General features: G+C 73.2%; 9 protein-coding genes. 6 read left to right on the top strand and 3 right to left on the bottom strand.

The features are described 5' to 3' along the window. Positions 1-32: 32 nt before the first annotated feature. Positions 33-3,323: a S41 family peptidase gene (locus tag ACGF3A_RS38420; protein WP_393735165.1), complete on the bottom strand. Its 3,291-nt coding sequence runs from the start codon at positions 3,321-3,323 to the stop codon at positions 33-35. A 199-nt stretch (positions 3,324-3,522) separates the two neighbouring features. Here ACGF3A_RS38420 and ACGF3A_RS38425 point away from each other — a divergent pair, with 199 nt between their 5' ends. Beyond that, positions 3,523-5,775: an MMPL family transporter gene (locus ACGF3A_RS38425; RefSeq protein ID WP_393735166.1), complete on the top strand. Its 2,253-nt coding sequence runs from the start codon at positions 3,523-3,525 to the stop codon at positions 5,773-5,775. 175 nt (positions 5,776-5,950) lie between these two features. On the opposite strand, the gene ACGF3A_RS38430 is transcribed toward ACGF3A_RS38425, so the two are convergent. Beyond that, positions 5,951-6,364 (bottom strand): SsgA family sporulation/cell division regulator, encoded by a 414-nt coding sequence (locus ACGF3A_RS38430; protein WP_393735167.1) that lies wholly within the window; start codon positions 6,362-6,364, stop codon positions 5,951-5,953. Between the two features lie 516 nt (positions 6,365-6,880). Between ACGF3A_RS38430 and ACGF3A_RS38435 the strand changes: the two genes are divergently transcribed. The 4 genes from ACGF3A_RS38435 to ACGF3A_RS38450 are packed head-to-tail and all read left to right on the top strand — an operon-like array spanning position 6,881 to position 10,815. Next, complete coding sequence (locus ACGF3A_RS38435) at positions 6,881-7,993, top strand: energy-coupling factor ABC transporter permease (RefSeq protein WP_393735168.1); 1,113 nt, start codon at positions 6,881-6,883, stop codon at positions 7,991-7,993. Position 7,994: 1 nt separating this feature from the next. After that, complete coding sequence (cbiQ, locus tag ACGF3A_RS38440; RefSeq protein WP_393735169.1) at positions 7,995-8,756, top strand: cobalt ECF transporter T component CbiQ; 762 nt, start codon at positions 7,995-7,997, stop codon at positions 8,754-8,756. After that, positions 8,744-9,538, top strand: coding sequence for an energy-coupling factor ABC transporter ATP-binding protein (locus ACGF3A_RS38445; protein ID WP_393735170.1), 795 nt, complete (start codon positions 8,744-8,746; stop codon positions 9,536-9,538). The genes cbiQ and ACGF3A_RS38445 overlap by 13 nt, the downstream gene beginning before the upstream one ends. Positions 9,539-9,597: 59 nt before the next feature. Continuing rightward, the gene (locus tag ACGF3A_RS38450) at positions 9,598-10,815 is read left to right on the top strand and encodes a serine hydrolase domain-containing protein (RefSeq protein ID WP_393735171.1); all 1,218 of its coding nucleotides are present in this window, start codon (positions 9,598-9,600) and stop codon (positions 10,813-10,815) included. Here the strand turns inward: ACGF3A_RS38450 and ACGF3A_RS38455 are convergent. After that, the gene (locus ACGF3A_RS38455; protein WP_393735172.1) at positions 10,739-12,385 is read right to left on the bottom strand and encodes a helix-turn-helix domain-containing protein; all 1,647 of its coding nucleotides are present in this window, start codon (positions 12,383-12,385) and stop codon (positions 10,739-10,741) included. The two genes, ACGF3A_RS38450 and ACGF3A_RS38455, sit on opposite strands and share 77 nt — an antisense overlap. Positions 12,386-12,602: 217 nt before the next feature. Between ACGF3A_RS38455 and ACGF3A_RS38460 the strand changes: the two genes are divergently transcribed. Further along, positions 12,603-13,343 carry a DUF4232 domain-containing protein gene (locus ACGF3A_RS38460; RefSeq protein WP_393735173.1) on the top strand — a complete coding sequence of 247 codons (741 nt, stop codon included), beginning with the start codon at positions 12,603-12,605 and terminating at the stop codon, positions 13,341-13,343. The last annotated feature ends 19 nt before the right edge of the window (positions 13,344-13,362 follow it).

Raw genomic sequence — 13,362 nt, forward strand, 5'->3', positions numbered from 1 at the left:
CCAGAGTGGCATAACGGGGCAAAGCTCGCATGTCAGGTCTCCTCCTCGCGGGGCGGCAGCGGCGGGCGGCTGCGGTCGGGGACGCGGCTGTAGTCGGGCGGGGTGCTGGCGGGGTGCCGTTCGAGGAGGTCGAGGGCGACCGTCACCGCCGTGTCGAGGACCGCGTGCCGTCCCTCGGCCCAGTCCAGCGGGGTGCGCAGGGCCTCGATGTCGGGCTCGACGCCGTGGTTCTCGACGCCCCAGCCCAGGCCACCGCCGAACCAGGCCGCGTTCATCGGCACCGTGATCACCGTGCCGTCGCCGAGCCGGTGCCGTCCCGTCATGCCGACGACGCCGCCCCAGGTGCGGGTCCCGACGACCGGGCCCCTGCCCAGCAGGCGGAAGGCCGCCGTGATCATGTCGCCGTCCGAGGACGTCATCTCGTCCGCGACCGCGACGACCGGGCCGCGCGGCGCGTTGCTCGTGTACGAGACGGGCTGCGCGTTGCGCGTGAGGTCCCAGCCCAGGATGGTGCGGGTCAGCTTCTCCAGCACCAGTTCGCTGATGTGGCCGCCCGCGTTGCCCCGTACGTCCACGATCAGCGCGGGGCGGGAGACCTCCATCCGCAGGTCGCGGTTGAACTGGGCCCAGCCCGAGCCGCCCATGTCGGGGATGTGGAGATAGCCGCACTTGCCGCCGCTCAGGTCGCGGACGACGTCGCGGCGGCGGGCCACCCAGTCCTGGTAGCGCAGCGGGCGCTCGTCGATCAGCGGGACGACGGCCACGCGGCGCGGCCCCGCCTGGCGCAGCGACAGCTCCACCGTGGTGCCGCCCGCTGCGCCCAGCAGCGGCGCCGGGCCCTGGACCGGGTCGACGGGGCGCGCGTCGATGTGCGTGAGCACCGCGCCCTCGCGTACGGGCGCGCCCGCGAGCGGCGAACGGGCGCGGGAGTCCGAGGAGTTGCCGGGCAGCACGCGGGCGATCCGCCACTCGCCGTGCGGGGTGCGGACGAGGTTGGCGCCGAGCAGGCCGATGGGGCGCTGGTAGTGCGGCGGGCCCTCGTCGCGCCGCGCCGGGGCGACGTACGCGTGCGAGGTGCCCAGCTCGCCCAGCACCTCGCGCAGCAGGTCGGCGAACTCGTCGGGGGAGGCGACCCGTTCGACCAGCGGCCGGTACTGGTCGAGGACCGCGTCCCAGTCGATGCCGCTCATCCCCGGGTCCCAGAAGTACGCCCGGATCAGCCGCCCCGCCTCCTCGTACGCCTGCCGCCACTCGGCGGCCGGGTCCACGTCGTGCAGGACGCGGCGCAGGTCGATGTACGTCGTGGAGTCGGCGTCGGAGGTCTCGCCGGCGGGGATCACGCGCAGCTCGCCCTCGTCGTTGACGACGAGCCGGGAGCCGTCGCCGCTGAGCGCGAACCAGTCGATCTCGCTGGTGAGTTCGGTACGCCGGGCCTTGGTGAGGTCGAAGTGCTCCAGGGTGGGGCGGCCCGAGGTGTCGGCCGGGTTCACGAACGTCTCGCCCAGCGCGCCGGAGATCGGGAACCGCAGCCAGATCAGCCCGCCGCCGCTCACCGGGCAGAGCGCCGAGTACTTCGAGGCGGTCACCGGGAACGGCGTCACGCGGCTCGCCAGTCCCTCCGCCTCCACCAGCACCGTCCGCTCGTCCTCGCCCTCGCCCTCGCCGCCCGGGGGTTCGGGCTGCGGGTCGAGGCCGCCCGCCGCCGGGCGGCCCTCGGGGGTGAGCGCGAAGGGGGAGAGCGTCGCGGAGGAGAGCGGCACGAGATACGGGCGGCAGCCGAGCGGGAAGGAGAGGTCGCCGGTGTGCACGTCGTACACCGGGTCGAAGCCGCGCCAGGAGAGGAACGCGAGGAAGCGGCCGTCGCGCGTGAAGACGGGCTGCTCGTCCTCGAAGCGGCCGTCGGTCACATCGAGGATGGTGGCCGTCTCCGTCACCTTGGCGATCTTGATCTGGGAGAGCGAGCGCCCGACCCCGGGGTGCGCCCACGCCAGCCACCGGGAGTCGGGCGAGAACGCGAGGTCGTGCACGGGGCCGTTCACGGAGCGGATCAGCTCGGTGACGCCCGGGTCCGGATCGCCGGAGGCCTCCGGGTCCGGCACGCGCACCAGCAGCAGCCCCCCGTCGTGCGAGGCGACCGCCAGCGTGCCGCCGTCCGGCGAGGACACCAGCTCCAGGACCCGGCCCAGCCGCCCCGCGGCGAGTCTCAGCGGGGGCCGCGGGGCCGAGGCTCTGGGGAGGTCGGCGACCTCGATCGCGTCCTCGCCGTCCGCGTCCGTGACGTACGCGATACGGCCCGTATCGCCCAGCATCTCGGGGAGCCGGACCCGGACGCCCGGCTCGTCGGCGATGGCGCGGGCCGGGCCGTCGCGGTGGGTGAGCCAGTACAGGCTGCCGCGCACGCAGACGGCGCTCGCGCGGCCCGTGGGGTCCACGGCGAGCGAGTCGAGGTGGTCGGCGGCCGGGACCTGGTACGGCCGCCGCCCGGCGCGCGGCCCGCCGAGGACGACGTCGATCCGCCGCGGCTTCGCGCGGTGCGAGAAGTCGTCCACGAGCCACAGCTCGCCCGCGCACTGGTAGATCACCCGCCGTCCGTCGGTGGACGCGTGGCGGGCGTAGAACGCGTCGTGGTCGGTGTGGCGGCGCAGGTCGGAGCCGTCGGGCAGGCAGGAGTAGAGGTTGCCCACACCCTCGTGGTCGGAGAGGAACGCGATGCGGCCGCCCACGAACATCGCGCTGTCCAGGTGCCCTTCGAGGTCCGGCAGCAGCCGCTCGCCGTGCAGCCACAGGCGGCCCATCGCGCCGCCCCGGTACCGCTTCCAGGAGGCGGGCTCGTGCGGCGGCGTGCCGGTGAGCAGCAACGTGCGCCGCTCGCCGTCCTGTTCGGCCACCGCGATGTCGGAGACGGGCCCCCACGGCAGCTTGCTGCCCGGCCCGCCGGTGCCGCTGGCGGCGTCCACGGGGACGCGGTAGGCCCACGAGTAGTACGAGAAGGGCTGGCCGTGCGAGGCCACCGCGAGCACGTCGCCCTCCGGCGTCCAGCCGCAGACGCGGGTGTCGGCTGCGCCCCAGTAGGTGAGCCGCGCGGCGGGGCCGCCCTCGACGGGGGCCAGATAGATCTCGGGATCCAGGCTGCGCCAGTTCGCGTAGGCGATCCGGCTGCCGTCCGGGGAGAAGCGGGGATGGCTGATCCGGGTACGGTCCACCGTCAGCCGCCAGGCGCGCCCGGGTCGCAGGGGTGCGACCCACAGGTCGTCCTCGGCGGCGAAGCAGATGAGATCGCCGTGGAGATGCGGGTATCGGAGATAGGCGCCTTCGTCGGTCACCTATCCCATGGTTCGGGGGGAATTGGGCCGCGGCAAGTTGTGACGTACCCCTCAATCCGCGGGATGGCTCATCCTTTGCCTGCGAGTAGGCGTCGTTTGACATGAGCTGTCATTCCAGCGGTGCCCGTGCCCGCGCGTGTACCGAGGGGAATCCCCGATCCCGCTGTCCCCGTCCGCATCTAAACCGGAGAACCCTCTCGTGGCCACCTTCCTGTACAAACTCGGCAGGTTCGCCTTCCGGCGCCGCCGCTTCGTCGCCCTGATATGGGTGGCGTTGCTCGTCGCCGCCGGAGTGGGCGCGTCCACCGCTTCGACCCCGCCCGAAGACGATTTCGCCCTCCCCGGCACCGAGGCGCAGAAGGCCTTCGACGTGCTGGAGGACCGCTTCCCGGACTCCAACGCGGAGGGCGCCCAGGCCCGTATGGTCTTCCGCGCGCCCACCGGCGAGAAGATCACGGCCACCGACAACAGGGAGGCCGTCGAGGAGGCCGTGAGCGCCCTGAAGGGCGGGCAGGCCGCCGGTGTCTCGGACCCGTTCGCCAAGGGCAGCGGGGCCATCAGCAAGGACGGGAGCATCGCCTACGCCTCGGCGGTCTACAAGGTCCCGTCCACCGACATCACCGACAAGACCCGGGACAAGATCGAGGCCGCCGCGGAGTCGGCCCGTAAGGCCGGGCTGACGGCCGAGACCGGCGGCGACGCGCTGATGACCATGCCCGACATGGGCAACGGCGAGATCATCGGCATCGGGATAGCCGCGATCGTGCTGATCCTGACGTTCGGCTCGCTCGTCGCGGCGGGACTTCCGCTGATCACGGCGTTGATCGGCGTCGGCATCGGCATCTCGTCGATCACCGCGCTGGCCGTCCCCCTCGATCTCTCCGCCGACACCAGCACGCTCGCGATGATGATCGGCCTCGCGGTCGGCATCGACTACGCGCTGTTCATCGCCTCCCGCTACCGCGCCGAGCTCTCCGAGGGCCGCAGCCGCGAGGAGGCCGTGGGGCGGGCGGTCGGAACCGCCGGATCGGCGGTGGTCTTCGCCGGTCTGACGGTCGTGATCGCGCTGGTCGGCCTGGCGGTGGTCAACATCCCGGTGCTGACCAGGATGGGCATGGCGGCGGCCGGTACGGTCGTCATCGCCGTCCTGGTGGCCCTCACGCTGGTCCCGGCCGCGCTCGGCATGGTGGGCAAGCGGATCTTCGGCCGCAAGGTGCGCAAGGCCAACCCCGAGACGGGTGCCCCGCCGGCCGCGAACGCCGTGGGCCAGAAGCCCAAGGCGGGCGCCCGCTGGGCCGCCTTCGTGCTGCGCCGTCCGGTGATGGTCCTGGTCACGGCGGTGCTGGGGCTCGGTGTGCTGGCCATTCCGGTCGGCAGCATGCAGCTCGGCTTCCCCGACGAGGGCAACGAGCCCGCGGAGACCACCCAGCGCAAGGCGTACGACCTGCTCTCGGACGGCTTCGGCGCCGGGTTCAACGGCCCGCTGATGCCGGTGGCCGACCTGCGGGACAGCGACAACCCGAAGCAGGCCGCGAAGGAGATCGAGAAGCGGATCGCGAAGGTCGACGGCATCGTCGCGGTCACGCCCGCCCAGTTCAACAAGAGCGCCGACACCGCGACGTTCACGGCCGTTCCCAAGACGGGCCCGAGCGACTCGAAGACCGAGGACGTCGTCCACGCGATCCGCGACCAGCAGGACTCGATCAAGAAGGCGACGGGCGCCACGCTGCTCGTCACCGGCTCGACCGCGGTGACGATCGACTTCTCGCAGGTGATGAACGACGCGCTGGTGCCGTATCTGGCGCTGGTGGTCGGCCTGGCGTTCCTGCTGCTGATGCTCGTCTTCCGCTCGGTCCTGGTGCCGCTGAAGGCCGCGCTCGGCTTCCTGCTCTCCGTGCTGGCCGCGCTCGGCGCCGTCGTCGCGGTCTTCCAGTGGGGCTGGGCGGCCAGCCTCATCGGGGTGGAGCAGACCGGCCCGATCATGAGCATGATGCCGATCTTCATGATCGGCGTGATCTTCGGCCTGGCGATGGACTACGAGGTCTTCCTCGTGACGCGGATGCGCGAGGCGTACGTCCACGGCGAGGGCCCCGGCGAGTCGATCATCTCCGGCTTCCGGCTGAGCGCCCGGGTCGTGTCCGCCGCGGCCGTCATCATGATCAGCGTCTTCGCGGGCTTCATCGGGGCCTCGGCCGCGATGATCAAGATGATGGGCTTCGGGCTCGCCATCGCGGTCCTCTTCGACGCGATCGTCGTACGGATGGCGATCGTGCCCGCCGTGCTCGCGCTGCTGGGCCGCCGTGCCTGGTGGCTGCCGAAGTGGCTGGACCGGATCCTGCCCAACGTCGACGTCGAGGGTGAGAAGCTGCGGCACCACCTGGAGGACGGCGCCGGAGCGGGGCAGACCGCGCCGATACCGGCTCAGCGGAGCCCTGAGCGGACCGGAGTCTGACGGCGCCTCCGGCGTCGGGCTGACGGGGCCACGCGCGAGGCCGCCGATCACCTTCGGGTGGTCGGCGGCCTCGTGTCGTTCGATGGGGCTGAGTACGGGGTGCCCCTTGCGGTGCGTCGCAGGCCGCGGCTGCGTCGTGGCCGGGCGCGCAGTTCCCCGCGCCCCTGCCCGGCGCTCACACGTTCCGGAGGAGCGCTTCCAAGGTCTCGTCCAGTTCCAGGTGGGTGCGTTCGCTTCCGGCCGGGACCGCGTCGTACGCGCAGCGCAGGAAGCCCCACAGGTCCCCGGCGCGGAACTCCAGGACGGCCACGCCCTCGCCGGCGTGCAGCTCGATCACCGTGCGCTCCAGGCCGCAGGGCCACACATGGACGTCGCCCTCGCCCGCCGGGCCGCGCAGGCCCGCGTCGAGGAGGTCGCGGGAGAAGGTCCAGGCGACCTCGTCGCCGTCGAGGGAGATGTCGGACGGGAACACGATGCGCACGGCGAGCGGGTCGATCACGTCGTAGCGGAGAGTCGCTGCGAGTGACCGGGTCGCTGGCGGCCTGGTGATGAGTTGGGCCTGCACGGTGTGCTCGATGACCTGTGACACGTCTGCTCCCTCTGGGTCGGGGACACCTGGGCCGCTTGGTTCCGGGTTGCCCCTTCGTCTAGTCAGACGCGCAGCGCGCCTGGTCAGTCACCCGGTGGACCGGGTGAGCTGTACCACAGCCCTGGAAACTGTGACCCCCGCCACTCACATATCGGGCATTAGCTGCCTAAGCTGGCTCACGACTGCCACGGGAGCCTCAGATGACCACCAAGTCCCCTCACCATGACAGCCCGGCCGTTCCGGCCGGATCCGCGGACCCGGCCGAACCGAGAATTTCCGCCGCCAGGGCCGCCGCGGACGACGAGCCGCAGGGCGAGAAGCGTGACGAGCGTGACGGCCGTGACGTGCCCGGGGGGCCCGGGGGACGTGGGGGGCGCAGGGGCGCGATCGTCGTCGGCCCGCTGCGCTTCGAGCGCCTTTCCCTCCGCTGACGCACCGCCGTCGCACTCTTGCAAATGGTTTGCAGGTGGCTCATATTTTCAACAGGCCACCTCCCACGCCGAGCGGAGTGCCGTCATGCATGTTCCCGACGGATTCATCGACGCGCCGACCTCTGTCGCCGCCGGAGTCGTCGCCGCGGGAGCTGTCGCCGTCTCCCTCAGAGGGTCCCGCCGTGAGCTGGGCGGCGCCGAGCGCACGGCCCCCCTCGCCGGTCTCGTCGCCGCCTTCATCTTCGCCGTCCAGATGCTCAACTTCCCCGTGGCCGCCGGGACCAGCGGCCATCTCCTCGGCGGCGCCCTCGCCGCGATCCTCGTCGGCCCGTACACGGGGGTGCTCTGCGTCTCCGTCGTCCTGCTGCTGCAGGCGGTGCTCTTCGCCGACGGCGGCCTGACGGCCCTCGGGGTGAACATCCTCGACATGGGCGTGGTCACCGTCCTCGTCGCCTACGGGCTCTTCCGGCTGCTGCTGCGCCTCCTGCCGCGCGGCCGGGGCGCCGTCACCGCCGCCGCGTTCGTCGCCGCGCTCGTCTCCGTGCCCGCCGCCGCCGTCGCCTTCTGGGGGCTCTACGCGCTGGGCGGCACCGCCGACGTCTCGCTGGGCAAGGTCTTCGCGGCGATGGTCGGCGTGCATGTGCTGATCGGCCTCGGCGAGGCGGCGATCACGGCTCTGACGGTGGGTGCCGTGGCCGCCGTCCGCCCCGACCTCGTGCACGCGGCGCGCGACCGCCTCGCCGTGCCGCTGGTGCTGCGCCCCTCGCCGGTCACGGGTGAGCCCACCCGGGCGGAGCCCGAGCCCGCCCCGGAGGCCGCCGCCGCCCCCGCGCGTACGGGCGTACGGCCGCGCCGTCTCTGGCTCGCGGGCCTCGCCGTCGCCCTCGTCTGCGCGGGCGGCCTCAGCTTCTACGCCTCGGCCGACCCCGACGGCCTGGAGAAGGTCGCCGCGGACAACGGGATCGACGAGAAGGAGAAGGACCACTCCGCCAAGGACTCGCCCCTCGCGGACTACGGGGTGGAGGACATCACCAATGCCCGCCTCTCCGGCGGCCTCGCGGGCGTCATCGGCGTCGGCGCGACCCTGGCCGTCGGCTCGGGCGTCTTCGTCGTCCTCCGCCGTCGCCGTACGGAGCAGGAACAGGAGCAGGAACAGCGGCCCGAAGAGACCCCCTCCTCGCAGGGCGTCGGGCACTGAGATGTCCGCCGGGCACGCGCACAAGCTCTACCGGCACGGGGACTCCCCCGTGCACGCGCTGCCCGCGCACTGCAAGCTCGCGGCGGCGTTCACCTTCGTGCTGATCGTCGTCTCCACGCCCCGCGAGGCGCTCTGGGCCTTCGCCGCGTACGCGGCCGTGCTCGTCGCCGTCGGCGCCGTGGCCCGGGTTCCCGCCGGGTACGCGCTGCGGCGGATGCTGATCGAGGTCCCCTTCGTGGCGTTCGCCGTGCTGCTCCCGTTCGTCGCCGAGGGCGAGCGGGTCGCCGTGCTCGGCCTCTCCCTCTCCGAGTCCGGCCTGTGGGGCGCCTGGAACGTGCTGGCCAAGGGCACCCTCGGCGTCGCCGCCTCCGTGCTGCTCGCCGCGACCACGCCGCTCGACGCGCTGCTGACGGGGCTCCAGCGGCTGCGGCTGCCCGCGCAGCTGTGCCAGATCGCCGCGTTCATGGTCCGCTACGGCGACGTCGTCGCGGACGAGCTGCGCCGGATGCGGATCGCCCGCCTCTCGCGCGGCTTCGAGGCCCGCGGCCTGCGCCAGTGGGGCGTGCTGGCCAAGTCGGCCGGGGCGCTGTTCATCCGCTCGTACGAGCGCGGGGAGCGCGTCCATCTCGCCATGCTCAGCCGGGGGTACGACGGCACCATGCCCCTCACCGGCGGCGCGGGCGCCACCCGCGCCGAGTGGGCACGCTCCGCCGCGCTCCCGCTCACCGCCCTCGCGATCTGCCTCCTGGGATGGACCCTGTGACGCCTGTGACGCCTGAGACTCCTGAAACGCCGCCCCCCTCCCTCCAGGTCTCCGGCCTCGCCTACGCCTACCCCGACGGTCACCAGGCGCTGTTCGGCGTGGACCTGACCGTCCCGCGCGGCGAGCGCCTCGCCCTCCTCGGGCCGAACGGCGCGGGCAAGACCACCCTCGTCCTCCATCTCAACGGCATCCTCACCCCCGGCGCGGGCTCCGTCACCGTGGCCGGACTCCCGGTCACCAAGCGGCATCTGGCCGAGGTGCGGCGCCGGGTCGGCATCGTCTTCCAGGACCCCGACGACCAGCTCTTCATGCCCACCGTCCGCGAGGACGTCGCCTTCGGCCCCGCCGCGTCCGGGCTGCGCGGCGAGGAACTGGCGGCGCGGGTGCGCGAGGCGCTGGAGCGGGTCGGGATGGAGGCGTACGCGGACCGGCCGCCGCACCATCTCTCGTTCGGCCAGCGCCGCCGCGTCGCCGTCGCCACCGTCCTCGCCTCGCACCCGGAGATCCTCGTCCTGGACGAGCCCTCCTCGAACCTCGACCCGGCGGCGCGCCGCGAACTCGCCGACCTGGTCCGCTCCCTCGACGTGACCGTGCTGATGGTCACCCACGACCTGCCGTACGCGCTGGAGCTGTGCCCCCGCTCCGTGATCCTCGGCGACGGCGTGATCGCCGCCGACGGGCCCACGCAGCAACTGCTCTCCGACCCCGGGCTGATGTCCGCGCACCGCCTGGAGCTCCCCTTCGGCTTCGACCCCCGCTCCGTGAGCGTGCCGAGCGCATAGGACCATGGACAGCACACGCGGTCAGAAGACGCGCGAAGGCGGACAGGAGCGAAGGAAGCGTGGCAGAGGTCGAGACCGGGACCGTCCACGGCACGGTGGCGGAGGGCTATGAGCCGGTACGGGACGCCTTCGTGCGGAACTTCGAGGCGCGGGGCGAGACCGGCGCCGCCGTGACCGTGCACCGGCACGGGCGCAAGGTCGTCGACCTGTGGGGCGGCGTCACCGACCCCGAGAACCCGGCGTCACCCCCCTGGCGCGAGGACACCGCCGTCGTGCTGCACTCCGCGACCAAGGGCCCGGCGGCCGCCGTGCTCCACCTGCTGCACCAGCGCGGCCAGCTCGACCTGGACGCGCCCGTCGGCACGTACTGGCCGGAGTTCAAGGCGAACGGCAAGGACCGGCTCCTCGTGCGGCACCTGCTCTCGCACCGCGGCGGGGTGCCCGTGCTCGACACCCCGCTCACCCCCGCGCAGGCCGTGGACGGCGTCAGCGGGGCGCGTGCGCTGGAGGCGCAGGCGCCCGAGTGGCGCCCCGGCACCGGCCACGGCTACCACCCGCACACCTACAGCTGGCTCCTGGCGGAGCTGGTGCGCCGCGTCACCGGCGGCAGCCGCACCATCGGGCGCTGGTTCGCCGACGAGATCGCCCGGCCCCTCGGCCTCGACCTGTGGCTGGGCCTGCCGGAGGCGGAGGCCCCGCGCGTCGCCCGTATCGCGTACGTGCCCACGCCCGAGCCCGAGCGCGGCGGACTGCGCGTGCGGCCACGGCAGTCGGTCGTCGACGCCTACGCCGACCCGGAGTCGCTCACCCGCCGTGCCTTCGGCGCGATCGACCCCGCCGCCGACGAGAACGCGCCCGCCTACCGCGCCGCCGGACTCCCCGGCTCCGCCGGGATCGGCACGGCCCGCGCCCTCTCCCGCTTCTACGCGGCGCTCATCGGGCCCCTGCCGGACGGCGGGCCGCGGCTCTTCACCCCGGCCACCCTCACGCAGGCCCGCTCCGAGGAGTCGGCGGGGCCCGACCGCGTGCTGGTCGTCAGCACCCGCTTCGGGCTGGGCTTCATGCTGCACGGCCCGGCGGCACCCATGCTCGGGCCCGACTCGTTCGGACACCCGGGCAGGGGCGGCTCGCTCGGCTTCGCCGACCCCGGGTCGGGGCTCTCCTTCGGCTACGTCACCGGCACGATGCACAAGTCGGTGACTAACGATCCCCGCCCTCAGGCTGTCCTGAGGGCTCTGCGGGCGGCTGGTCCACGACCATTCCGTCCGGCCCGGTGAGCACCCAGTACGGCGGCTTGTCGCTGAAGGTGTAGCGCTTCTTGGAGGTCACGCCGCTCGTGCGGAACGGGCGCCCGCCGTCGTCGATGCGGATCGTTCCGCTCCGGTCGCCGCTGCTCCAGTCCAGCTCCATGTACCAGCGGCAGTCGCAGTTCGCGGTCTTGGCCTGGACCGCCAGCGCCTCCGGGTCGTCCGCGCTGATCGTGCGAGGGAACGGTTTCGCCGGTGTGGGCTTCCCCTGGTGCTCGCCCGGCACCGGCCTGACCTGAGGGGCCGCGTTGTCGAGCGCGATGTCGTACGAGGCCGGGACCAGGGCGCCGCTGCCGCAGCCGCTGGCGGAGTCGTAGTGGTTCCACTTGAGGGCCGGGCCGCGGCTGACGACCTTCGCGCGCAGGGCCTTCAGGACCACCTTCCGGTCGCCCGTGCCCTGGACGACGGCACCGATGTTGGAGTCCTTCGCGTCCACGCCCCCGAAGCCCCGGGCCCAGGCGGTCGTGGAGTCCCCGGTGAACTCGCCCACCTGTTCCGGCTCGCGGTCGATGAGGAACGACTGGAGGCAGTTCTTGTTGTTCCAGACGCTGTCGCTGAGGCTCACCGACAGCGGGGCCTCGCCCGAACCGTCGGTCCCGCCGCCCTTGCCGGGCGCGCCCTTCTCCCCGTCGGCGCCGCCCTTCCCGCCGTCCTTGCCGGGGGACTTGTCGCCGTCCTTGCCGTCCTTCGCCTTCTTCTCGGCCTTCGCCGAGGCGGAGTCCGACGGACCGCCCGAGGAGTCCCGCGCCGCCTCGCCGTCCTTCGCGGCGGCCCGGTCCCCGGAGGAACTGTCGTCGCCGAAGAGCCCGTTCGTGACGCCCACGCCGAGCACGACGACGAGGGCGGTCGCCGCGCCGATCAGGATGGGGAGCCTGCGCTTCTTCTCCTCGCGCACGGGGCCGCCGGGCCTCGTGCTGGTCAGGGGCGGCTCGGGCGGGCGCGGCGAGGACGAGGACGCGGAAGCGGACGCCTGCGCGGGGCGCGAGGGGGCCGTGGGCTGTGCGGACTTCGGGACCTGCGGCATGTGTGTGGTCCGCGCGTTCTGCGAGGCCTGCGGAGCCTCCGCGTTCTGCGAGGTCCGTGCGCCCTGCGTGCCCTGAGTGCTCTGCGCGCCCTGTGTGCCCTGGGTGCCCTGTGTGCCCTGTGTGCCCCGCGTGCTCTGTGCCGACTGCCCGGGCCGCTCCGGGGACGGCGCCTCCGCCGGGCGGGCCTCGGGCGCGGCGGCGGCCGCCGAGGCGGCTGAGGCGGCCGAGGCCGCGGACGCGCCGCCGCTCTCCTTCTTCCTGGCCCCCCGTGCCGCGTCCGCGAGGATCCAGCGGCGGTGCAGCTCCACCAGCTCGTCCTGCTTCGCGCCGCACAATCGCCCGAGGCGGTCGATGGGCGCGAACTCGGCCGGTACGGCGTCGCCGTTGCAGTAGCGGTGCAGTGTGGACGTACTCATGTGGAGCCGCTTCGCCAAAGCGCCGTAACTCTGGCCCGACCGCTCCTTCAACTCCCGCAGCAGCGCCGCCAGGGAGTCCCCCTCCTGGTCCGGTGTCATGCCCCCAGCATCCCACGCGTCCCAGAAGTGCGTTCCAGGTGGCCGGATCTGCGCAGGTCAGAGACGTGAAAGCGTTCCAGCATCCCCAAAAGGCCGCCGGGCGTTGCGCCTTGCGGGCCAGCCCGGCGAACGTGGTGATCACGCCGCGGCGCCGAGCGCTCAGCTCCTCCGCCGGGCGTTCCACGGGATTTCACGCAGGCTCAGGGGGCCATTCGTCATGCACGCCGTACGTCTTCGCCGCAGGCACACGTTGCTCGCCGTCACCGCGCTGGCCGCCACGCTCTCGCTGACCGCGTGCCAGGACGACAAGGACACCTCGGGCGGCGACAGACCTGCCGCCTCCGAGTCCGCCTCCGAGTCCTCGGGCTCCGGGGGCGGCGACGGCGGCAGCGACGGCGGCGGCTCCGGCGACGGCGGCAGCTCCAGCGGCGGGAACGGCAGCAGCGGCGGCAACAGCGACGGCGGTAGCAGCGACGGTGGCGGTTCCGACGAGGACGCGCCCGGCACCATCGCGGGCGGCGACGGCGCGAAGGCCGGCGACCCCTGCTCCGGCGCCAACGTACGGGCCACGGTCACCAAGGCCGAGCGCCCCGTGAACCACCTGCTCATCAAGATCACCAACAACAGCAGCGAGCGCTGCGACGCCTTCTCCGCGCCCCTGCTCCGCTTCGACGAGGCGCAGGCCCCGACCCGTGTGCTGGAGGAGTCCCAGCCGCAGTCCGTCGTCGGCGTCGAGCCCGGGAAGTCGGCGTACGCGGCCGTCGGCCTGTCCGGAGCGGACGAGAGCAGCGACGGACTGCGGTCCGTCAGCAATCTCCAGATCCACTTCGCGGGCAAGTCCGGCAAGGGCTCCGTCGGCGACCCCGTCGACGTCTCCCTGCCGCAGGCCACGAAGCTCGGCGAGGACCCCTTCGTGACCTACTGGCAGTCCGACCCGCAGGCCGCCCTCACCCACTGAGGGCTCATCGAGACCCCCT

This window comes from Streptomyces sp. NPDC048172, from assembly GCF_043202595.1.
Taxonomy (GTDB): Bacteria; Actinomycetota; Actinomycetes; order Streptomycetales; family Streptomycetaceae; genus Streptomyces.